This is a genomic window from Halorussus salinisoli, assembly GCA_005239435.1.
Taxonomy (GTDB): domain Archaea; phylum Halobacteriota; class Halobacteria; order Halobacteriales; family Haladaptataceae; genus Halorussus; species Halorussus salinisoli.
The window spans coordinates 1-21461 of the sequence record SZNP01000009.1 but is presented as its reverse complement, the minus strand read 5'-3'; the positions used below and the strand labels follow the sequence as shown (position 1 = coordinate 21461).

19 protein-coding genes and 1 rRNA gene are annotated in these 21461 nt (G+C 64.1%); 9 read left to right on the top strand and 11 right to left on the bottom strand.

What is annotated here, in order from left to right; genetic code table 11:
- Positions 1–48: 48 nt before the first annotated feature.
- Together E2484_RS21305 and E2484_RS21300 are read right to left on the bottom strand one after the other, a co-directional pair.
- Positions 49–651 carry a metal-dependent hydrolase gene (locus E2484_RS21305; protein ID WP_137287213.1) on the bottom strand — a complete coding sequence of 201 codons (603 nt, stop codon included), beginning with the start codon at positions 649–651 and terminating at the stop codon, positions 49–51.
- A 107-nt stretch (positions 652–758) separates the two neighbouring features.
- Complete coding sequence (locus E2484_RS21300) at positions 759–1775, bottom strand: DUF1616 domain-containing protein (protein WP_137287212.1); 1017 nt, start codon at positions 1773–1775, stop codon at positions 759–761.
- Positions 1776–2165: 390 nt separating this feature from the next.
- Here E2484_RS21300 and E2484_RS21295 point away from each other — a divergent pair, with 390 nt between their 5' ends.
- The 3 genes from E2484_RS21295 to E2484_RS21290 all read left to right on the top strand — a co-directional run bounded on the left by E2484_RS21295 (position 2166) and on the right by E2484_RS21290 (position 5304).
- A complete protein-coding gene (locus E2484_RS21295; RefSeq protein WP_137287211.1) occupies positions 2166–4385 on the top strand; it encodes a PKD domain-containing protein in 2220 nt (739 codons plus the stop codon).
- 141 nt (positions 4386–4526) lie between these two features.
- Entirely contained in the window at positions 4527–4703 is a 177-nt protein-coding gene (locus E2484_RS26340) for a DUF7556 family protein (protein WP_449272310.1), read from the top strand.
- A 400-nt stretch (positions 4704–5103) separates the two neighbouring features.
- Positions 5104–5304 (top strand): XapX domain-containing protein, encoded by a 201-nt coding sequence (locus E2484_RS21290; protein ID WP_137287210.1) that lies wholly within the window; start codon positions 5104–5106, stop codon positions 5302–5304.
- A gap of 615 nt (positions 5305–5919) precedes the next feature.
- Here E2484_RS21290 and E2484_RS21285 read toward each other — a convergent pair.
- From E2484_RS21285 to E2484_RS21250, 8 genes are all read right to left on the bottom strand, one after another.
- A complete protein-coding gene (locus E2484_RS21285; RefSeq protein WP_137287209.1) occupies positions 5920–7761 on the bottom strand; it encodes an FAD-binding protein in 1842 nt (613 codons plus the stop codon).
- 21 nt (positions 7762–7782) lie between these two features.
- A complete protein-coding gene (locus tag E2484_RS21280) occupies positions 7783–8673 on the bottom strand; it encodes a succinate dehydrogenase/fumarate reductase iron-sulfur subunit (RefSeq protein WP_137287208.1) in 891 nt (296 codons plus the stop codon).
- A 1-nt stretch (position 8674) separates the two neighbouring features.
- Positions 8675–9040, bottom strand: a complete 366-nt coding sequence (locus tag E2484_RS21275) for a succinate dehydrogenase/fumarate reductase transmembrane subunit (protein ID WP_137287207.1) — start codon at positions 9038–9040, stop codon at positions 8675–8677.
- A 1-nt stretch (position 9041) separates the two neighbouring features.
- Entirely contained in the window at positions 9042–9434 is a 393-nt protein-coding gene (sdhC, locus tag E2484_RS21270; protein WP_137287206.1) for a succinate dehydrogenase, cytochrome b556 subunit, read from the bottom strand.
- 88 nt (positions 9435–9522) lie between these two features.
- Positions 9523–10350, bottom strand: a complete 828-nt coding sequence (locus E2484_RS21265) for a GIDE domain-containing protein (RefSeq protein ID WP_170977453.1) — start codon at positions 10348–10350, stop codon at positions 9523–9525.
- Between the two features lie 51 nt (positions 10351–10401).
- Positions 10402–11490, bottom strand: coding sequence for a COG1361 family protein (locus tag E2484_RS21260; protein ID WP_137287204.1), 1089 nt, complete (start codon positions 11488–11490; stop codon positions 10402–10404).
- A 3-nt stretch (positions 11491–11493) separates the two neighbouring features.
- A complete protein-coding gene (locus E2484_RS21255) occupies positions 11494–13407 on the bottom strand; it encodes a ThuA domain-containing protein (RefSeq protein WP_137287203.1) in 1914 nt (637 codons plus the stop codon).
- Between the two features lie 130 nt (positions 13408–13537).
- Positions 13538–14605 carry a succinylglutamate desuccinylase/aspartoacylase family protein gene (locus E2484_RS21250; protein WP_137287202.1) on the bottom strand — a complete coding sequence of 356 codons (1068 nt, stop codon included), beginning with the start codon at positions 14603–14605 and terminating at the stop codon, positions 13538–13540.
- A gap of 115 nt (positions 14606–14720) precedes the next feature.
- Between E2484_RS21250 and E2484_RS21245 the strand changes: the two genes are divergently transcribed.
- The 3 genes from E2484_RS21245 to E2484_RS21235 all read left to right on the top strand — a co-directional run bounded on the left by E2484_RS21245 (position 14721) and on the right by E2484_RS21235 (position 17470).
- Positions 14721–16064, top strand: a complete 1344-nt coding sequence (locus tag E2484_RS21245; RefSeq protein ID WP_137287201.1) for an ATP-grasp domain-containing protein — start codon at positions 14721–14723, stop codon at positions 16062–16064.
- Positions 16065–16231: 167 nt separating this feature from the next.
- A complete protein-coding gene (locus E2484_RS21240; protein ID WP_137287200.1) occupies positions 16232–16783 on the top strand; it encodes a hypothetical protein in 552 nt (183 codons plus the stop codon).
- Positions 16784–16858: 75 nt separating this feature from the next.
- The gene (locus tag E2484_RS21235) at positions 16859–17470 is read left to right on the top strand and encodes a DNA-3-methyladenine glycosylase family protein (protein ID WP_137287199.1); all 612 of its coding nucleotides are present in this window, start codon (positions 16859–16861) and stop codon (positions 17468–17470) included.
- A gap of 149 nt (positions 17471–17619) precedes the next feature.
- On the opposite strand, the gene E2484_RS21230 is transcribed toward E2484_RS21235, so the two are convergent.
- Positions 17620–18036 carry a DUF7344 domain-containing protein gene (locus tag E2484_RS21230; protein WP_137287198.1) on the bottom strand — a complete coding sequence of 139 codons (417 nt, stop codon included), beginning with the start codon at positions 18034–18036 and terminating at the stop codon, positions 17620–17622.
- A gap of 524 nt (positions 18037–18560) precedes the next feature.
- Here E2484_RS21230 and E2484_RS21225 point away from each other — a divergent pair.
- The 3 genes from E2484_RS21225 to E2484_RS21215 form a co-directional block, all read left to right on the top strand.
- Positions 18561–19583, top strand: coding sequence for an ABC transporter ATP-binding protein (locus E2484_RS21225; protein ID WP_137287197.1), 1023 nt, complete (start codon positions 18561–18563; stop codon positions 19581–19583).
- Positions 19580–20371: an ABC transporter permease gene (locus E2484_RS21220; RefSeq protein WP_137287196.1), complete on the top strand. Its 792-nt coding sequence runs from the start codon at positions 19580–19582 to the stop codon at positions 20369–20371. The genes E2484_RS21225 and E2484_RS21220 overlap by 4 nt, the downstream gene beginning before the upstream one ends.
- A gap of 716 nt (positions 20372–21087) precedes the next feature.
- Positions 21088–21461, top strand: a 16S ribosomal RNA gene (locus tag E2484_RS21215); the annotation flags it as partial.

Genomic DNA, 21461 nt, shown 5'->3' with positions numbered 1-21461 from the left:
CTTACTGTCCGATACTCGACACCATTGTTATGGTCGGCCTGTAGCGGGCTACGGAGGCGCTTCGGTTTCGTTCGGCGTGCGATGGCGACGGACCCGCGACCAGAACGACCGGAGCGGCGGCACGCCGTCGACCAGCCACAGCAGGGCTACCGACGCCAGCAGGCCGAGTTCGACCGCGAGATACAGCGACACCTCGCCGCTCGCCAGTTCGGAGACGTATCGGGCGAACAGTTTCCTGAACATCGCCACGAACCCTACGCTGGTCTCGGTCGCCGAAGCGGGAACGACGGGCCAGAACAGGAATCCGTAGGTGGGCGGCCCGCCGACGAGGAGCGGGTAGAACACGTCGCCCGGGAGGTGGCTGAGGTAGCCGAACGCGAACGCCACGCCGACGTCCCGCCGCCCGAATCCCCACGCCAGCGTGACCGCGAACGCCGCGACCGGGAGCGCCGTGAACAGCGAGTGGGCCAGCGAGTGGCCCGACGGAAGGACGCCGAGCGTCCACGCCAGCGGCTTGTCCACGAGGTCGGGAAACTGCGTGCCGACGGCTACTGCCACGACCGGCCACGCGCGCGGCGCGCGACGCCCGAGCGCACGGACCAGAAGCGAGTAGCAGAGGTATCCGACGGCGAGGTGTTCCCACGGCCACATGGTTTAACGGTAGCGTCGGAGACGGACGTAATCAGTCGCGCGGTTACGTTCGGTTACACGATTACGTTCTATTATGCGATTACGTTCGGCCACACGGTTACGCTCGATCACGCAGTTACGTTCACCCAGACGTGGACGTTGCGGTACGCGTTCTCCGTGGTCGGGTCCTCGGCTGGGTCACCCTCGTAGACGAGGTAGACCAGTCGGAGGTTGTCGCCGGTCATCGTCGGCGTCACCTCGTGCGTGGTCCGCCACTGCTGGCCCGCGTCCACGGTCGGCGTGAACGTCGCCAGCGTTCGCTCCTCTAACACCTTCGCGCCGCCGTCGCCGGACTGGCTGACGCGCTGGAGTTCGACTACGACCGAGTAACTCGTCCGCTCGCCCTCACGGTTCGACAACTCGACGACGAGCGGTTTGCTCTCGCCGCGCTCGAAGTTCCTCGGGTAGTCGTCCGCGACGAGTTCCCCGGTGTCGTTCCGGGAGAGCAGCGAGACGTTGGTGAACTCCTCTCCGTCGCTTGGCACGGCGACGGCGTATCCCATGGTGGCGACGGCGAGGACGACCGCCGCTGCCAGTCCGACGTTGAGGGCTCGGTCGGCCACCGACCCGGTCGTGGTCGCTCGACGGCCGCCGTCGAACCACGCCCTGACCGGAAGCGAGAACCGGCGGTCGGCCGGACGCCGGAGTCGTCGAATCGCGGCGGCGACCGACAATCCGGACGCCAGTCCCGCCAGCGAGAGCAGGACGGTCGCCGGCGCGATGGTCCACGGTGAGAACTCGACGGTGACGCCGAGAGTCGGAAGGAGCGCCACGCTGAGACCGAATCCGAGAGCGACACGCTCGTTCCCGCTCAGTCCGTGCTGTCGAACGTCGGCGAGGGTCCGGCCGCTCCGGGCGTCGTCGGGCGTCGAACCCGGAAACAACAGCGCGACGAGTGCGTACCCCGGCGCGAAGAACACCAGGGGAAGCCCGAGCGCGACTGCCAGCGACGACCCGTAGACGCCTGGTTGAGAGAGTACGACGACTGTGACGACGGCGTAGCCGACGACTGCCAGCAGGTCGAGGGGAAGCGCCGGACGTGCGAGGCGGTCCACCAGCGTCTCGTCGGACGTTTCGTGACTCATGAGTAGTTCGGCGAAGCGACGACCTTCGTTCGATACCGACCACGGGCGGTTCGTCGGCTCATTACATCCGACCAACGCGGGATTGGTACTTTGTTATCGGTTGGCTGTCGGGGTATAATCCGGGACTACCGACGGCTTCCCGCCAGTTTCGTCGCCGTCAGCGTCCAGCCGGACGGGTCTCGAGAAGGGCCGAAACGACGGTCAAGGACTACTTACCGGCGTTCAGTCCGCGTATAACAAAGAGCCGAACGGTGACATATACGGAGTAACGTTCACTCCGGCGTTCGCTGCCCGGAGAGGGCGGTCTCAACGACAGAATAAAACGCCGAAACGATGGAATACCATGTTCTCGAACGACGACAGTGCGATTCTCGAACGGAGGATAGACGCGTGAAACGAGCGGTTTTGGCCACGATGCTCGCCCTGTTCGTCGTCGTGGCTCCGATTACCGGACCGGCCGCGGCCGCGAGTGCGCCCGACGACGCGGGTAACTCGTCCGGTCCGCCCGAGCGTTGGGCGAAGACGGTCGGTGGAAGCGACGACGACAAGCTATCGACCGGTCTGAAAGTCGAGGGCGGCTATCTCGTAGCCGGGTGGTCGAACAGTTCGGCGTCCGACGGGAAGCACGACGGGTACGTCGCCATGTTCGACCGAGCGGGACAGACGAAGTGGGAGCGGACCTACGGCGGCACGGGGACCGACAGAATATACGACGTCGAGCAGGTCGACGGCGGCTATCTGGTCGCCGGGATGGCGACCGACGGCGTCGGCGAACCGTGGCAGGGGTGGGTGATGAAACTCGGTCCGGACGGCGAGAAGCGATGGGAACGGACCTACGACGAGCGCGGTCCAGGGGCGTTCTGGTCGCTCACTCGCTCGGACGGGAACCTCTACGTCGGCGGGTGGACGGACGACCGCGGCTCCGCCGAAGGATGGGTGATGCAACTCGACGCCGACGGCAACGAGGAGTGGAGCGAGACCTACGACACGCCTCGCGCGGGGGCCGACGAGTACGTCAACTCCATCTTCGTGACCGGTGGCGGCGATCTCCTCCTGACCGGAACTACCGAGGGAAGCAGTGCGGACCCCGCCGACGCGTGGGTGCTGCGGACCGACGGCAACGGCGACGTGGAGTGGGACGAGACCTACGGCGGAGCCGAACTCGACCGCATCCACGACGCTACCGCGGCGTCCGACGGTGGATTCGTCCTCGCCGGGCGGACCGCCAGTCAGGGCGACCGCGAGGAAGACGGCTGGATGCTGAAAATCGACGGCGACGGCGAGACCCAGTGGGAGCGCACCTACGGTAGCGACAAGGCCGACGCCTTCTTCGGGATTCACGACGACCCCGACGGCGGGTACGTCGTATCGGGCACGAAACACCGTCTCGGCGACGCGGGTGCAGACGGATGGGTGGTGAAGACCGACGCCGAAGGCGAGCGAGACTGGGAACGAACCTACGGCGACAACTACTGGGACAAGCTCTGGCCGGTCGTCGAGGGTCACGGCGGCGGTTATCTCGCCATCGGCGAGTCCACGAGCTACGGCGACAACCGTGACGGATGGGTCGTCCGAATCGGCGGTCCCGCAGTCGCGGCCATCGAGGACGCCGACGAAAACGAGTCCGGAACGACGGTGATGCTCGAAGACTCGCCGGTTCGGGCCGTCACGCTCTCGGACTCGAACGTCTCGGGCGTTCTCTCGGTCGCCGAGCGGACCGACCTCTCTGCGCTCTCGCCGCCCGGCGACCCCCTCTACGCGGTGACGATGAACGGCTCCGAAGCGGTCGCCGACGGGCCGGCGCGCGTCGAGTTCACGGTCCAGACCGAGGCGGTCGAAGCCGACATCTCGGACGTACGAGTCGCCCGGCAGTCGGACGACGGCTGGTCCGTCTTGCGAACCACGGTAGTCTCCGAGGCGAACGGGACGGCGATTCTCTCGGCCGAGACCGACGGTGCCGGGACGCTGGCCGTGACCTCGGTGCCCGCACCGACGGCGAGCATCGACGGCGACGACGTGGTGATGGCCGGTGAGTCGGCCAATCTGTCGGCCGGTAGCTCGATTGCCGAGAACGGGACGCTGGCGAGCTACGAGTGGTCCATCGGTGAGCAGTCGGCCACCGGAGAGACCGCAAGCGTCAGCTTCGATAGTCCGGGCGAGCGCACGGTGAACCTGACCGTCACCGACGAGAACGGACTGCGAGACACCGTGACCAAGACTCTCGTGGTCAACGATCGGCCGGAGGTCGGAGTCCGAACGCCCGACGCCGCGACGGTCGGGAAGGCGTCGAAGTTCTCGGCCGACGTGAGCGACGAGGTGGGCGACGTGACCGTGACGTGGCAGTTCGGCGGCGCGGAGGTCACCGGCGAGTCGGTCGAACACAGCTTCGGGTCGGCCGGCACGAAGACGGTCACGGTGATCGTGGAAGACGAGTACGGCGCGACGGTGACGAAGGACGTGCAGGTCGAGGTGAACGCCCAGGGCGAGGACCGAGCGACGACGGCCGACACGCAGTCGGACACCGACGGCGGCGTCCCCGGGTTCGGCGTCGGGGTGGCACTGGTCGCCCTCCTCGCGGCCGCACTTCTCGCGGGCCGGCTTCGAGAGTAGCCTTCTCTCCCACTTCGTTTCACGCCGTTTTATCGGAGTTAAGAAGGCCGTAACCTCCCGTTACGGACGGGAGGGTGGTGTATACTAAAGAACCTTCCGTGGATAGACAGAGGTACGTCGAACGAACGACGGTGACCTACCCTGAGTTGGACAATCCCCACTACCGACCTCGACGAATCGTTCGAAGAGGGAGAAGTCATGTTCGCTGTCGACGACAGCGACGACGAACGCACGACCGTCATCGCGGACGTCTCGAACGACGAGGCGTACATTGCGATGCCGTTCGAGGAATCGAACACGCTCTCGCAGTGGCGCTGAGGACCTAAACGGCCCTGCTTCTTCGCATCTCCGTGACGCCTTCGTTCATTTTTAGCGTCCGCGAACTCGGAACCGTCAGTCCGAACTCTTCGTGAACTCTCCGTTTCGCGTCGAGCGCCACTGGCGCAAACCACGGGATGCATTCGGTGACCCAAACCACCAGAAGCGGCCGGTGAGACGGACCGCCGGAGGAGAACGGTGGTACAGACGACCGGGCGGGGGCTTTCGAATACGATACTGCCGCCACGGTTTCTGCTGTGCGTAGTGTGCGAACACTCTTACGCAAAACACCGGCTACCGTGATACTGGTAGCGAAAGTGGACCTTCCGAACACTCCCGACTCGCCTCCACCGTGACGAACCAGAAACTGCTTTTGAGTCCGAGCGCTAACGCCGGAGATATGAACGTCACACCCACGCTCCTCGCACTCCTGACGGGACTCATTACGGGCGCTCTGTTCAAGTTCCTCGGCGTCCCGATACCCGCACCGCCGGAACTCCCCGGCGTGGTCGGTATCTTCGGCATCTACGTCGGCTACAAGGTCGTGGATTACTTCGGCGTGGGCGTAGACCTCCTGTCGATGCTCGGACTGGCCGGGTGAACGACTCGAACTCTTCGCGCAGTTTCGGTGAGCGGTCGGTTCTCCAACTCGACGGGGAGAGGAATAATATCCTTTGCTAAATGATTAATATTATTGTTAATGCGCATCTACGTGTTTCTCCGGCGGCCGAACGTTCGAATACGAGAACGGGACGAACTGGCACCGGACGCCTCGCGCGTTTCCGGACGAGAGCAGTAGCGCGCACTGCGGGACCGCCAGTCCGACTACCCCGAGAGGGCCGAGCCATTCACTTCGAGGTACGACCCCGAACCGTGAACTGGTCGGCGGAGGGACGAAACTCGCGAGAGTCGAGACGGCCGGGACAGCTAGCTACCGCTCGAACAAACGAGGACCGCACTACACGGCACCGCGACTGCACTTCCTGCGAGCCGTCGGTCGCACCGGAAGACCACCCGCCTCTTCCGGGCCTTGCTTCGCTCTGCAAGCCTCCACTCCCGGCGACCCCACGCGGTTGGCGCGCCACTTGTGGCGCGCCAACCGCACGTCGGGTTGGAGGAGTCACTACGCCCGAGTCGGTAAGTCGAGTAGCAACACCCGAGAGCGAAAGTCGGTCGGCGAGCGACCGCAGGAAAACGCTGCGCGGAAAGAGACCGTTCAGTACGAGCGTTCCTTCGGTTCGTAGGTCTTGCTCTCGCCTTCGAGGATGACCGGCTTGTACCAGAGTTCCGGCGTGCCGTCGTTCCACGAGAGCATCGTGTGCTTGAGCCACTCGTCGTCCTTGCGCTCCTGGTGGGCCTGTCGCCAGTGGGCACCGCGGAACTCGTCGCGGGCCAGCGCGCCGAGCGTGATGGCCTCGGCGAGGTCGATGAGGTTTCGGGTCTCGATGGTGTGGATGAGGTCGGTGTTGAACGTGCGCGAGGGGTCGTTGACGTACACGTCCTGATACGCCTCGCGGACCTCGCGGATGTCTTCGAGCGCCTGTTTGAGGCCCTCCTCGTTCCGGAAGACGTTGACGTTCGCCGTCATCGACTTCTGGAGGTCCTCGCGGAGTTCGGCGTGTTGGATGCCGTCGTCTTTCTCCATCAGTTCCTCGATGCGGGTTCGCTCGCGCTCGACCGTGTGGCGGACCGTCTCGTCGGGTTCGACGACTGCCGCGCCACCGTCGGCGACCGTGTCCTCCTCGTCGGCGGAGGAGACCGCGCCGGGTTCGACCGGCGTGTCGAGACCGTCCTCTTCCTCGATTTCGGCCGTCTTGCCCGTCGTAATCTCGGCTTCGCCCATGTCTGCGCCCGCGGCGTGTCGGCCAGCGCGAGCACCGAAGACGATGAGTTCCGGCAGGGCGTTACCGCCGAGGCGGTTCGACCCGTGGACCGAGACGCAGGCGCACTCGCCCGCGGCGTAGAGACCGTCGATGAGCGTCTCGCCGTTCTCGTCGGTCTCGATACCGCCCATCTCGTAGTGCTGGCCGGGCTTGACCGGCATCGGCTCTTCGAGGCCGTCCACGCCCTCGAAGTCACGCGCGAGGTGGAGGATGTTCTCCAGTCGGTCGGTGATGCGCTCCTCGCCGAGGTGGCGCATGTCGAGGTAGACGTACTCGTCCTCGACGCCGCGGCCCGCGTTGACTTCCGTGAGTTCCGCGCGCGCGACCACGTCGCGGGAGGCCAGTTCCCCGGCGTTGTTGGCGTAGCCGTACTCGAACATGAACCGCTCGCCCTCGCTGTTGTAGAGGATACCACCCTCACCGCGGACGCCTTCGGAGATGAGGACCCCCGTCGAGGGGAGCGTGGTCGGGTGGAACTGGACGAACTCCATGTCTTCGAGCGGGACGCCCGCGCGGTAGGCCATCGCCGCGCCGTCGCCGGTGTTCGCCACCGCGTTGGTGGTGTGGTCGTACACCTGTCCGGTGCCTCCGGTGGCGAGGACGACCCCGTTTCGGGCCTTGAAGCCCTCGACCTGGCCGGTCTTGATGTCGTAAGCGACGACGCCGTGACACTCGCGGTCCGCGGGGTCGTCGTGGTCGGTCACTGCGAGATTCGAGACGTACCACTCGTCGTAGACCTGAATCCCTCGCTTGACCACCTGCTCGTACATCGTGTGGAGCATGTGGTGGCCAGTCTCGGCCCCGGCGTAGGTCGTCCGGGCGAAGGATAGTCCGCCGAACGGTCGCTGGGAGACCCGGCCGTCGTCCTCCCGGGAGAACGGCATCCCCCAGTTTTCGAGTTGGATGGTCTCCTCGGGGCTGTCCTGCGCGAGGGTCTCGATTGCGGGAGCGTCGCCGAGGTAGTCCGACCCCTTCATCGTGTCGTAGGCGTGGAGTTCCCAGTCGTCGCCCTCGCGGAGCGCCGCGTTGATGCCGCCTTCGGCTGCGCCGGTGTGGCTCCGTACGGGGTGAAGCTTCGTGACGATAGCCACGTCCGCGCCTTCCTCGTGGGCCGCGATGGCCGCACGGAGTCCGGCACCGCCGCCGCCGATTACCAGAACGTCGTGTTCGTGCATAGTTGCTAAATGTTCACCTGATTACCAGAATTTGAGGTTCTGCTTGACTGCTTCTCGCTTGAGCTCCTGGATGTGCTCGGTCAGCGGGATGTCCTTCGGACAGACGTTCGTACACGAGAACTGGGTCTGGCACCGCCAGACGCCGTGTTCTTGGTCCATCACGTTGAGCCTGTGCTCCTTCATGTTCTCGCCTTCGCGCTCGTCCATGGCGAACCGATAGGCCTTGTTGATGGCCGCCGGACCGAGATACTGGTTGTCCCCGGCCGCGATGTTACACGAGGACATGCAGGCTCCGCACCAGATGCACCGCGTGGACATCTTGATCTTCTCGCGGTTCTCGCGGGTCTGGCGATACTCCTCGAGTTCGCCGTCCGACTCCTCTTCGGGCTGGAAGAACGGCTCGACCGCGTGCATCTGGTCGTAGAAGTGTTCCATGTCCACGACGAGGTCCTTCAGCACGTCCTGATGGGGCAGCGGTTCGACTCGGACCGGGGCTTCGAGGTCCGAAATCTGGGTCTGACAGCCGAGTCGCTGTCGGCCGTTGATGAACAGGGCGTCGGAGCCACACACCGCCTGTCGGCAGGAGTGTCGGAAGGTGAGGGTGGTGTCGTACCGGTCGCGGGCGTAGATGAGCGCGTCGAGGACCGTCATCCCCTTCTTGCGGGGGATGGCGAAGTCGTCGAACCGCGGTTCCATCTTGCCCTCGACCTCGGGGTCGTAGCGGAACACCTTCAGCTGGAAGGTTTCGCCCTCTACGTCAGCGGGTGCGCCCGACACCGACTGCTGGCGTTGGGCGTCCCGCTGGGAGCGACGCTGGTCGCCGTACGACGGTTCTTCCTGTTCGACCGCCGTCTCGGTCTCCTGTTCTACACTCTCGGCTTGCTCTTCTTCTTCTGGTACTTGCGTGCTCATGTTACATCACTCCGGACATGACGAGCGCGAGGTAGGTCCCCTGTGCGGCCAGCGCGAGGCCGGCGATAGCGAGGACGCCTTTCACCACGGTCTTCTTCGTGCCCGTCAGGCCCTGATTCAGTAGCGCGGCGTAGACGCCGTTGACGCCGTGGAACGTCGCGGTCAGCAGGAACAGGACCATCGTGACGAGGTAACCCCACTGCTCCATGCGGGCGGTGGTCCCGGCGAACGTCACCTCGGACGCGTGGTTGACGAAGTGCAGGAGGAAGAAGTGGAACGCCAGCACCACGACTAGAAACGCCGCCGTGACTCGTTGGAGGAGCCACGAGAGACTCCCGCTCTGGAACGAGGAGTAACGCTCGGCCATCTCAGAACGCCCCCTCGAGGAACGTCGGGATACTTGCCAGCACGATGACGCCCGTAACGACCAACGACGCGTAGAAGCTCTTGTCCTGCGATTCGAGCCCGAGTCCGAGGTCAACGAACAGCAGGCGGACCCCGTTCAGAATGTGGAAGACGGCGACCGCCAGCAGGCCGACCTCCATGACCCGGACGACGAGCAGGCTTTCGAGTCCCTGAATCGTGTCGGTGTACGCGTTCGCACCGGAGGTTGCGGTACTCAACACGGCGATGTGCGTAAACAGATAGCCGACGAGTACCCATCCGGTGAACTTGTGAAGTATCCAGGCCCACATCCCGGCCGTGAACTCCCGCCACCGGCCGAAGTCTTCGACGAGGCCTCGATTGTACGATTGACTCATACTTGTCCGTTCGGGAGGTTGGACTGTGGGCAAATAGAAGTTTCTACCTACCGCCGTCTTAGAGAACGCAGACGTCCCACGAGATACCTCAGAACTGAACGAACTGAACGCCGGGAGCGAACCGCCCCAACTCGTACCACACGAGCAGGACGCCCAAGACGCCCATCAGGGTCGCGCGGGCGATTCGCCCCCGGAGAACCGCCGACCGACCTCGGTCCGTGAGGTAGAACGTCCCGGACCCGTCCGCAGACGGCGAGAGAACCGCCGTCGCAGCCGAGTCGGTGTCGGCGTATCTCGTCGCGTTTCCGACGACGTAGACTTCGTCGCCGGAGTCGAGGACCGTCTCGTAGTAGCGCCGGTCACCCTGCTCGTCGCCGTCTTCCGAGGTCGGAACGCTCGTCTCGGATTGTTGCTCGCGCACGTCGTGAGTCGCGAGGAACTCGCGGACGTGTTTCGGGGGACGTTCGGTAACGTCCAGTTCCAGCGCGGGGTCGTCTTCGAACTCCTCCAGGTCGATCTCCAACTTTCTGAGCGACTCCTCGCCGTCGATCTCGACGACGACCGGTCCCGACCCGTCGTCGACCACGAAGGGGACCGTCTCGTACCCCGAACCGAACTCGGTCCACCCGCCGCCGGTACCCGCCTCGTGACCCGCGTACTCTTTGACCGCCCACTTGGCGAGGACGCCGTTTTCCCGACGAATCGGCGACACTAATCCGTCCTCGACAGGGCCGCGTACTTCGCCCTCGACGGCGACCAGTCCACCCTCGACGGCTCCCGTCTGGTTGGTCTCTAACCTGCTGAGTGTTCGCTGGTGTGAGACGAGCGTCGCCGCCTGCCAGACGAATCCGACTCCGAAGAGGAGTACCAGGACGTGGACGGCGTCTTCGAGCAAGCCCACGAAGGCGTCGAACATCACTACGTGAGTATATCGAAAAGAATTTAATAAATCTTCTGGAGAATACAGCTACAGTTCGGCCGTCTTGGCGGTGGCTATCTCGTCGATGAGGCTCTCGACCACACCGAACACGAGTCCGGGTTCGCGGTCATCGTTACCGTTTCTGCCACCGGTTCCGTTACCGCGTCCGCCACCGTTTCCGTTGCCATTACTACCTGCGTCGAGCTGATTGAGCGCCGCTCCGAGAACGTTCGCGGCCGCAGTGAGCATGTTGTTGGCCTGTTTGGCCTTCCCGCGCTCGACGAATCGCTCGGCGTCGTCCACCTTCCGAATCGCGGCTTCAAGTTTCGATTCAACGCCTTTCGCGGTCCCGCGGGGGAGACCTGCCTCGCCGAGCGTCTGCATGGCTCCGTCGAGATCCTCCCGAATCCGGTCGACGTACCCCGCTTTGTCGAGTACCGTGACTTCGACGGACTCGGAGACGGTGTCGGCGTCGTCCCCTTCGGCACTCAACTCGACGGTGAAGGTCCCGGCGGTAGCCGCGCTCGCTTCGAACGTGGCGCCAGCAGTCGTATCGGGAGCGAGCGCCCCGAAATCGGCACTTCTCGGCGACAGCGGAAGGTCACTTGCGGCCGACACTGCGACGGATTCGGTGGTCTCGTCGCCGACGTTCTGGACCGTTACGTCTATGCCGAACGTCGGCCCCTTCGGCTGAGCGGCGTCCGGTGCGACGAGTTCGGTGAACGCCAGCGTCGGCGGAATCGCCACGTCCTCGACGATCGGTTCGGCCTGCTCCGCGTGCTCCACCAGCGTCGATTCCTCGTCGGCCAACGTATCTGCGGTCTCGATGATCCGTGAGTCGTCTACCTGCTCGGGCGCCGTGACGTAATAGGCTCCGAACGTCAGGATACTCGAACGCGGGAGCGACACGCTCGCGGTCGTGCGGGCGAGCGAGTCGAGTGTCTGGCGGCGTTCGCGCGACAGCGACGTCTTGTCGCGGGCCGCGACCGCTTGCTGAAGCAACACCTGTTCGGAGGTCTCTATTCGGTCGTACTCGGCTTGCAGTTCGTCCACGGCGTCCTTGACTGCGGTCGTGTCTGACGCCTCGACGCCCGCTTTCAGGTCTTCAAGAGTCTCGGTTACGGATTCGCTCGGCATGGTTTAGACACCCCCCGGCGAGACGACGCCGTCTAAGGTCTCGTTCTGAACGTCCACTATGTCCTCGACCGTGCCTACGCCCACCAGCACTTGGGTGAGGTTGAACAGCGTGTTCACGATCAGTGCAGTGAGTTCGATGGCGGCGGTCCCGATGGCCAGCACGCCCGTCACCGCGAGCGCGTATCCGATGACCTCCATGATGTCGATGAAGAACCCGACTTTTCCGATGAAGTCGCTGGCTTCCTTCGCACCTTCCGCTCGGTCCTCGATTTCGTCGAGACCGTTCTGTGCCTCGGCAACTGCGTCCTCGAAACTCCCGGAAGCGTCGATAGTGCCGTCTCCACCGAGGTCGGCGTCGAGGTCGTCGAGCGCGCCGTCGAGGCTGTCGGGGGTCTCGGTCTCGAAGATACCGGTGAGGATGCCAGCGAGTCCGGAGTTCACCTCCGGTAACTTGCCGAAGAGTTTCGACACGGCGACGTCCGCGCTCTTTTTGCCACCTTCCTGAAGCACGTCCTCCAATGTGTCCGAGATCGTGTAGGCACCATCACGGACCCTCCGCACGACCGTCTCGAACGCGCCGAGTGCGGCGGAGATGAGGTTCTCGATGCCGTTCTTGATCCACTTCATCGCACCCGAGATCTTGTCGGTCGCCCAACCCGGGAGAATTCGCCGCAACCGCTTGACTCCCTGCTTGCTCAGGAGGAGGCTGACCAGTATCGCTACCGCGCCGTCCACCGCGACCTTGGCCGTGTCGTATGCCCCGATTCCCCCGGGCGTGTCGATTTCGAGGTCGTGGTCTGAAGGGTCGTACTCACCGTCGTCACCTGCGGGCCCGATTGCGGTGAGCGTGGCCTCCGTCACGTTCTCTCCGAGGAGCATTCGTTTGATGGCGTCCTCGGCCTCGGCTTCCGAGAGACTCCCCTCGTCTACTCGGTCCGTGAGCGATTCGAGCGTGGCTTCGACTTGCGGCTTCTCTTCGATGTTCTGGGCGATACCGTCGATGGACTCCGCGAGTGCGAGTTTCTCGTCGGCGAGTTTCTGTAACCCGGTCCCGGTCGGGGACCGTCCACCCTCGAGCGCGTAGGCGAGTTCGTTCTTTAGAAGCTGGCGCGTCCCGTAGCTAGACTGATAGAACGGCCACTCCATGGTCTGGGTCGTAGCTAGGACGCGTCCGCTTCCGTGGTCGTACTCGACGAAGGTTGGTCGGTCGGTCGGATTCCCCGAGACGCCGTAGGCCACAGTGGCATCGCCGGGCACGTTCGTCAGGTATCCGTGCGTCGAGTAGTTCCACCCATCAAGCGCGCCAGGACTGATGCCGTCCAGAACCGGGTGAGAATCGTCCACGACGCTCATGTTGTCGTAGTACTCTAGGGTGTGGCCCACGCCCTTGGGCAGGAACGAACCGGTGTACCCACCGTAGCAGGGGTAGCCACCGTCACCGATGTGGCCGACGACCGTCCCGCCGTTTTCGACGTACCGCTCGATTTTTCCGCTGTTGTTCGAGAGTCGGCGGTAGTAGCTCTCGGACTGAGTCGAGGGGAACACGACGGCGGAGTAGCCGTCGAGGTCCTCGTCGGCCAGCATGTCCGAGTTGATGACCGTATAGGGGACGTCCATCTGGCTGAGAACGTACTCGTTGGCCGCCGCGTACCACGGGTTGCAGTCCTTGACGACGAGGACCGATTGGCTGCTCCCGTCGGCGTCGATCATCGTACCGGCATCGTTCCCGCTCCCGCCGCCCTCGTGTGGGTCTACCGGCTGACCCGCTTGCTCGTCTCCGTCTCCTGCGCTACTCGGCGTTTCGCCCGCAACCCCGACGCTCGGTCCGACTCCGAGTGCGCCCAGTGTCGCGGAGCCTTTGATGATGCTTCGTCGCGTTTTATCCAAGTTCGACTCCTCATTTTCTTTTCCTACCATGATGCGAATATGAGAAGCAGACTGAGATAATATAAAAATATCCCTATAATTATCGATTCTAATAATAAGCTATATAGTAATATATGCGAACGAGAAAGACGGAGAGACCTGCGGTAGTAGCGGCGAAACCCTACCTGCTCTCGGGCGGCGGCGCAGTCTCGTCGTTCGATTTCGGGGAGTTTCTGGCGCGGTCGCGCTTGAGCGCCTTCCGCGTCTTGGCCGAGAGTTCCACCATGTGACACAGCGGGTTACCGGGGTAGACGACCGGGTTCTCCAGCACTCCGACCAGCAGGCCGGTGAAGGGCGCTACGACGGGTTCGCTGTCGGTCTTGAACGGGTTGGTGATGGTACAGATAGTGTCGCCCTCGTAGACCAGCGACCCGCGGTCGTGGTGCATGTCCACCAGTCCGCCCGCGTCGGCCCGAATCCACGTCTTCTCCTTGGCGTCGTCGATGACGGTCCGCCACCCCGGCCACTTCACCGACTTGGTGCGGTGGACGCCGTACTCCGAGAGGACGCTCTCGACGCCTTCGAGGCCGCGGTCGATGAACTCCCGTTGGAAGCGGTGGGCCTCGCCCATCTCGATGGTGATGGTCGGGATGCCGTAGTCGGTTGCCTCCCGGCGGAGCGCTCCCGTCGGTCCCTCCGAGGAGATGATGACGTTCGACCCGAACGCCTTGGCGAGGCGGGCCACTTCGGAGTTGTTCATGTCGCCCCGAACGTGTAGCATGTTCGTTCGCCCGCGCGTGGACGTGTGGAAGTCTAGCCCTACGTCGCAGGGTGCGAGGAAGTTCCGGAATATCTGGTAGGCCATTCGCTTGGCGCTGGTCGAACCCTCGCGGCCGGGGAACGACCGATTCAGGTCACGGTCGTAGATGGGGAGGTAGCGCTCCTGGGCGAGAAAGCCGGGGACGTTCAGCACGGGGAGACAGACCAGCGTTCCGCGGAGGTCGTCGTGGTTCCACTCGTGGGCGACTTCTCGCACGACTTCGATACCGTTGAGTTCGTCGCCGTGGGCCGCCGCCGAGAGGAACACCGTCGGCCCGGGTTCGGCGCCGTTGACGATAGTGACGGGAATGCGAACCGGGTCCCCCAGATACGTTTCGCTGATGCCGTACCGGATGTTCTGGGTCTCTCCCGGTTCGACGATTCCGCCGTTGTAAGTAAATGCGTCCGGGTCTGCGTCCGAACCGGTCATACCACCCACTCGGTCCCGGCTATATATAAAGGCGTGGCAGATAGCGCGGTATCGATTTTCCGACGCTCTTCGATGTCCCCCTTTTTAAGGAACGCCGTACAAGAGTCACATACAGATGACTGTAGACGGGTCAGGTGTGCGGGTCGGTGTACTCAGTCTTCACAACAGCAAGGAAACCAAAGCGATTCTTAACGCAATCGAGGACCTCGGTCACGAACCCTTCTGGCTTCGGGAGGAGAACACGGCGGTTCGGGTTCGGGACGGGGAGGTTCACCTCGAACCCGACGTGGACGTCGTGACGAATCGGTTGTTGCTGTCGAACACCGAGCAGCCCTCGGAAGCACTCGGACTCGCAAAGATCTACGACTCGGTGTTGCCGGTTCTCAACGACCCGAGTTCGGTCATGACGGCCATCCATAAGTTCTCGGCCGCGACCGCGCTGGCCGACGACGGTCTGCCGGTTCCCGACGCCCTGCTCGCGCTGTCGAACGACCGCCTCAACGACGGCCGTGACGACTTCGGCGAGGAGGCGGTGTACAAGACCGCCATCGGGACCCACGGCGGCGGGACGTGGAAGGTCGGCCCGGACGAACTCGTCAACCCGCGAGTCGGCGACCGGCAGGCCTTCCTGCAGGAACTCATCGAGCGCGACGAGGGCGAACACCGGGACCTCCGGGTGTACGTCGTCGGCGACCGCATCGTCGGCGCGATGAACCGCTACGCGCCGGACAACGACTGGCGGACCAACGTGGCGCTCGGCGGTGCCGTGGAGGACGCGACCGACGACCTCCCGCGGGAGGTGGCAGACATCGCGCGCGACGCCGCCGACACCATCGGACTCGACTGCGCGGGCGTGGACCTCATCGAGGGCCACGACGGGTGGTACGTCCTCGAAGTCAACCCGACCGCGGGGTTCAAGGGTCTATTCAAGGCGACCGGTCGGAGCGCCGCTCCGTACATCGCTCAGTTGGCTATCGAGCACGCCGGTGGCACCGTAGACGAAGCGAGGGTCGAGGACCTGACCGCCTCGCTGGACGATTCGGTGCCCGCCTGTAAACCCCGACCGAAGGACACGACCGCCGGCGAACCCATCGTCATCGGCTACACCGAGGAAGTCATCCTGAGCGGCACCAGCGGCTCGGAAACCGTGGTCGCCAAGTCCGACACGGGCGCGACCCGGACCAGCATCGACACCAAACTCGCTGCCGAAATCGGTGCCGGCCCCATCAAGAGCATCGCCCGCGTCAAGTCCGGGAGCAGTAAGTCCAGCAGGTCCCGGCCGGTCGTGGACGTGGTGGTGGGCGTCGGCGGGAACCGACACACGGTCACGGCGAGCATAGAGGACCGAAGCCACATGGACTACCCGGTCTTGCTCGGGCGCGACATCCTGAAGCACTATCAGGTGAACGTCCAGAAGCGCGTGGACGCCGAGGAAGAGACCGAAGAAGAGGAGGAGTAAACCGACGACTTCGTTTTGCTGTCGGTCTGCCGTTGCGGACGGACGAGTCCCTCCGTTTCGTCGACGCGAGCAGTAGCTCGTTGCTCGTCCAGTCCCTCGCACGCGTTCACGGATAGAGCGTCCGACACCGCATCTTTTTGCCGATAGCCGTCGTCTGCCCGGCTACGATGACCGACCGTCGGGCCGAACAACCTCGTCCTGCCGGACGGAAACGGACTCGTCCCGCCAGACAGACTCGCCCGGCCGAGAGTCGGCGGCGGCAGTCGTGGTCCGGATGGGGAGAGGGCGAAGTCGCCGAGAAGGACCGCGTCGGCGTGTTCCTCGACGACGTGACCTACACGTTCGCCGACGTCTCGGTCCTGAGTATCCCGATTCTCTCCGTCCTGCTGATGGCCGAGGCCAGCGAGTGGTTCGGTCTCAAGGCGTTCGCGCTGGTCGCGTGGCTGACGATGGTCGGCGGCGCGGCGCTGATTCGCGGCGGGTGGGTCACGCCGCTGGCCACCGACGCGCCCGGATGGGTGGCGATGACGCCGTGGCTGATTGCACTCCGACTCGGCTACTACAACGGGACGCTGGCGCTGGCGGCCTACGGCGGGCGAGCGCTCGGGTCGGCCTGGTCGCCGCTGGCGGGCACCGCGTTCGCGTTCCTCGTCGGCGCGCTCTCGGTGGCGGTGTTCCCGCGGGTGGCCGAGTCGTTCTACGACGTCGTGGCCGCCTGAGCGGCTCGGGGGTCGTCGCCTCGCCACGGTTCGCAAGCCACACGCTAATCTATCTCCAGTCCCTACGCCCGCCGAATGACCGACGAAGCCATCGCCGCGCTCCGAGAGGACGCCCATCTCGGTCCGCTGGTCGCCGAGTACGGCCCGATGACCATCGAACCGGCCGAGAACTTCTACCCGCGATTCGTGACCTCCATCCTGCGCCAGCAGGTGTCGATGGCGTCGGCCGCGGCGACCCGCGAGCGACTCTTCGACGCGGTGGAGGTGACGCCGGAGGGAATCCTCGCCGCAGACCCACAGGTTCTCCGGGACGCCGGACTCTCGCGCCAGAAGACGGAGTACGTCCGTAACGTGGCCGAGGCGTTCGTGGAGAAGGGGTACTCGCTGGCGTATTTCGCCGACATGTCCGACGAGGAGGTTTTGCCCGAGCTCACGTCCATCAAGGGCGTCGGGACGTGGACCGCGAAGATGCAACTCATGTTCTCGCTCGGCCGTCCGGACGTGTTCCCGGTCGGCGACCTCGGCATTCGCAAGGGGATGGACGCCCTCTTCGACGCCGACCTCACGCGCTCGGAGATGGTCGAGCGTGCCGGACGGTGGGCACCCTATCGGAGTTACGCCAGCCTCTACCTCTGGCGGGCCGACGAGGACGTCACCGAGAGCGTCGGCGAGGTGACGGGCCTGTAGCGGCCGCGGCCGAGAAGCAGAAAGAGGAGACGGCGGAGAGTACGTCGGCACGGGCCATCGGCGTCGTGGGGACTGCGAGGGCCGAAGTGGACGGGGAGATGGATGACAGTTTCGCCACGCGTCCGCCGGGTCAGTTGCGTCGCGGGACCTCAGACGACGCGCTCCTCGCTGGCGGCGAGGTCGAGATACTCCACGAGCGGAGCGTTGTCGTCGCTGGCGAGCGACACGTAGCCGTCTTCGGCGTCGAACGTGACGGCGTCTGCGTCGTCCAAGCGGGGGAGTTGGGTGTGATGGAGGTCGGCGAGAACCCGCTGGTAGTCGGGTGGGTCGTCGATCGACGGTTGAGTGCTCGGCGAACCGTGGTCGTCTGCTTCGCTCTCCCACGAAGTAATCTGCTCGGCGAGTTCTTCGAGCGTTACCGCACCACCCTGCTCTCGGAGGTAGTAGAGCACGTACCGCCGACGGCGGCTAGAGAGTAGGTCGAGCGTGGCGTCGAGCGTCGGGGAGATGCCACGGCCCTCTCCAGCGTGGTTGTCGGTCACGTCCGGAGCGTCCGTATTCATCATACGATGCCTACTGAACACTCCGGCACAAAAAGCACGGTACCTAAACGATTAGGGGGTGCCGAGAAGCGTCAAATACTGTCGGCTTTCTCCGAGGAATCCGGTGCTAAATCGGGGAAACTCGACGTTACTCGCGGCGTCGTCTTTTCGTGTATCTCGACCCGCCGACGTCGTGGAAACCCTTAATCCTCGCGAGCGCCAACCGACGAGTGCGTACCTCAAGTCCCCGCCCGAGCAATCCCACTCGGGAGCGATGACCGCGCGGAGAACCCGGGTACGCGACAGATCAGTGGTTAGTCACGCCCCAACGTGACCGTCCGCCGGTTCTACCGGTTCGACGTTCGGCGCTGGCGACAGCGTCCGCCCGGCACGAGGGTTTGCCAGCAGACGCGGTACGCAGCCTCGGGATGACGCTGGAGGTTAGTGTTCCGGGCGTACATTTTCGGTACTTCGAGGAGTTCACGGCGAAAATCCGTCGTCGACAGTCGGTGACTGTGCTTTTACTCCTCAGGCCCCTACCGCGTGTAATGACGATTCAGGAGAATCGGGAACGGCGCGGGCAGTCCGCCGAGACGGCGCGCGTCACAGACAGCGAGGAGCCACCGGCCGCAATCGCGGTCGAAGGACTCCGCAAGCAGTTCGGAAGCGGTGCCGAGGCGGTCACTGCGGTCGACGACGTGTCGGTCGCGGTGGAGACGGGGTCGGTCGTCGGCCTGTTGGGTCCCAACGGTGCGGGCAAGACGACCACCATCAAGTCGATTCTGGGGATGGTACTGCCGGACGCGGGGAGCGTCCGGATTCACGGTATCGACGTCTACGCGAACCCGCGCGAGGCTTACGCCCACGTAGACGCGATGTTGGAGGGTGCCCGCAACGACTACTGGCGGTTGACCGTCCGGGAGAACCTCCGGTACTTTTCGACCATCAGCGGGGTGCACCCGGACTCGATAGCCGACCGCCACGACCGACTGCTCGACAAACTCGACCTCGCGGAGAAGGCCGACGAACCGGTCCGAAGCCTCTCGCGCGGCATGAAACAGAAGGTCTCGTTGGCCAGCGTCCTCGCCAGCGAGGCGGACGTCGTCTTCCTCGACGAGCCGACCCTCGGACTCGACGTCGAGAGTTCGCTGACGCTCCGCCGGGAGCTCCGCCGAATCGTCGCGGAGCGCAACCTGACCGTGGTCGTGAGCAGCCACGACATGGACGTCCTCGAAGACGTCTGCGACCGGGTCGTCATCATGAACGACGGGCGAGTCGTCGCCGACGACACCGTTGCGAACCTCCTCCACGACTTCGACACCCGGGGCTACCGTATCACTAGCTCCGACCTCGACGAGGGGCTACTGGCCGGAGTCCGCGACCGGTTCGACGTCACCGACGTTGACCGGTTCGGCGAGCGGACCCGCGTCGAGGTAGCGGCCGACAGCGACGAGTTCTACGCGCTGACGGAGTACCTCCACGGCCACGACGTGACGCTCGACGCGGTCAACACCGTCGAGGCGGACTTGGAGGACGTCTTCGTCGAGATGACGGGCGGGGAGCCGCGATGACCGACGAGTCGCGGCGGGCGGGATACCTGCAACTCGCGCGAGCGGTCCTCTACCGGGAGTATCTCGTCTTCGTTCGCTATCCAGCCAACGCGGTCGGCGGTATCGTAATCTCGCTTTTCTTCTTCGGACTGCTGTTCTACGGCGGTCGGATGCTGGCCGGCCAAGCGCTGACCGACTCCATCGAAGGAATCATCGTCGGGTACTTCCTGTGGACGCTCTCGGTCGGTGCGTACTCGGCCATCTCGAACGACATCGGGAGCGAGGTCCAGTGGGGTACGCTCGAACGCCACGTCATGACGCCGTTCGGGTTCGCTCCCGTCGCCTTCGTCAAGGGAGTCGCCAAACTGGTTCGGACGTTCGTCACTTCTGCGATCATCCTCGCCGTGATGTTGGTCGTGACCGGGACGACGCTCCAAATCGACGTGCTGACCGTCGTTCCGGTTGCCGTTCTCAGCGTCGCTTCGGTGCTGGGGCTGGGGTTCGCGGCTGGTGGCGTCACGGTACTCTACAAACGCATCGGCAACTGGCTCAATCTCCTCCAGTTCGGGTTCGTCGTACTCATCTCCGCACCGGCCTTCGAACTCGGCTGGACGAAGTTCCTCCCGCTCGCGCTCGGAAGTTCGCTGCTCCAGCGGGCGATGGTCGATGGGACTCACCTCTGGGAGTTCCCGCCCGGTGACGTGACGATACTCGTGGGAACCGCGGTCGGCTACGTGCTGTTGGGGTACGCGGTCTTCGAGTACACCACTCGCCGCGCTCGGCGACTCGGCGTCCTCGGCGACTACTGACTGAGCCGAGGTCGACCCCGACGAGCGTATTCCGACGGTATCTGGCGGTGTCTCCGGACGGCGCGGCGTGCGTCGCACCGATTCGGAGACACTCGTTCGTCTGTCGGTACTCCACAACCCGTCGCTGGATCGGTATGCTGTCGCTAATCCGTTGTTTTAGTTTGCGCGTACGCGAGCGCGCTCGCATGCCCAGGTTGAAGCTGTTTTCGAGACGATACGCGCGGACAACGGCTCGATGGTCGTCGAGAACGGGCCTCTCCAACTTCAGTGGCGCAGCTCGTCCCGGCTAGCTATTTCGTCAGTAACCACCCATTGCGACGTACGGGAACGCACCTCTATGTAACCGTGCCTCAATGGACGTTCGATTCGACGGGCTTAAATTAGTCCGGGGCATTCGTAATGATGTAAGCGGCGTCCCGTGGTTCGACGCAAACGGGATGCCCGAGATTCGGAACGCTTATGTAGGGTACTCCCCTACTACTGAATCCGAAGAAAGATTCGACGTGATGGTCGGGCGTTCGATTCGTCCGCCGCTCACACCAATGAGGATTCCACCCCTGCGGTCCGCCGTACACGATGGAATCTGATGTTAGCCCTGGTAGTTCGGTGATACTCGGTTGGTCACACGACCAGTGTCGTCGAACTGACGGACCTAGAAGATAGACACGATACAGTGTCTCCGCCAGAAACCCACCGGGCCTTTGCGCCCGGCAACCATTCCGGTTGATCCTGCCGGAGGCCATTGCTATCGGAGTTCGATTTAGCCATGCTAGTCGCACGGGTTTAGACCCGTGGCAGATAGCTCAGTAACACGTGGCCAAACTACCCTATAGACCAGTATAACCTCGGGAAACTGAGGCTAATGTTGGATACGACTCTCACTCTGGAGTGAGGGGAGTCAGAAACGCTACGGCGCTATAGGATGTGGCTGCGGCCGATTAGGTAGACGGTGAGGTAACGGCTCACCGTGCCGATAATCGGTACGGGTTGTGAGAGCAAGAGCCCGGAGACGGAATCTGAGACAAGATTCCGGGCCCTACGGGGCGCAGCAGGCGCGAAAACTTTACACTGCACGACAGTGCGATAAGGG

Bases quoted from the DNA above. Each gene is read 5' to 3' on its own strand.
- E2484_RS21305 (WP_137287213.1), bottom strand. From the start codon at position 651: ATGTGGCCGTGGGAACACCTCGCCGTCGGATACCTCTGCTACTCGCTT.
- E2484_RS21300 (WP_137287212.1), bottom strand. From the start codon at position 1,775: ATGAGTCACGAAACGTCCGACGAGACGCTGGTGGACCGCCTCGCACGT.
- E2484_RS21290 (WP_137287210.1), top strand. From the start codon at position 5,104: ATGAACGTCACACCCACGCTCCTCGCACTCCTGACGGGACTCATTACG.
- E2484_RS21285 (WP_137287209.1), bottom strand. From the start codon at position 7,761: ATGCACGAACACGACGTTCTGGTAATCGGCGGCGGCGGTGCCGGACTC.
- E2484_RS21280 (WP_137287208.1), bottom strand. From the start codon at position 8,673: ATGAGCACGCAAGTACCAGAAGAAGAAGAGCAAGCCGAGAGTGTAGAA.
- E2484_RS21275 (WP_137287207.1), bottom strand. From the start codon at position 9,040: ATGGCCGAGCGTTACTCCTCGTTCCAGAGCGGGAGTCTCTCGTGGCTC.
- sdhC (WP_137287206.1), bottom strand. From the start codon at position 9,434: ATGAGTCAATCGTACAATCGAGGCCTCGTCGAAGACTTCGGCCGGTGG.
- E2484_RS21265 (WP_170977453.1), bottom strand. From the start codon at position 10,350: ATGTTCGACGCCTTCGTGGGCTTGCTCGAAGACGCCGTCCACGTCCTG.
- E2484_RS21260 (WP_137287204.1), bottom strand. From the start codon at position 11,490: ATGCCGAGCGAATCCGTAACCGAGACTCTTGAAGACCTGAAAGCGGGC.
- E2484_RS21255 (WP_137287203.1), bottom strand. From the start codon at position 13,407: ATGGTAGGAAAAGAAAATGAGGAGTCGAACTTGGATAAAACGCGACGA.
- E2484_RS21250 (WP_137287202.1), bottom strand. From the start codon at position 14,605: ATGACCGGTTCGGACGCAGACCCGGACGCATTTACTTACAACGGCGGA.
- E2484_RS21245 (WP_137287201.1), top strand. From the start codon at position 14,721: ATGACTGTAGACGGGTCAGGTGTGCGGGTCGGTGTACTCAGTCTTCAC.
- E2484_RS21240 (WP_137287200.1), top strand. From the start codon at position 16,232: ATGACCGACCGTCGGGCCGAACAACCTCGTCCTGCCGGACGGAAACGG.
- E2484_RS21235 (WP_137287199.1), top strand. From the start codon at position 16,859: ATGACCGACGAAGCCATCGCCGCGCTCCGAGAGGACGCCCATCTCGGT.
- E2484_RS21230 (WP_137287198.1), bottom strand. From the start codon at position 18,036: ATGATGAATACGGACGCTCCGGACGTGACCGACAACCACGCTGGAGAG.
- E2484_RS21225 (WP_137287197.1), top strand. From the start codon at position 18,561: ATGACGATTCAGGAGAATCGGGAACGGCGCGGGCAGTCCGCCGAGACG.
- E2484_RS21220 (WP_137287196.1), top strand. From the start codon at position 19,580: ATGACCGACGAGTCGCGGCGGGCGGGATACCTGCAACTCGCGCGAGCG.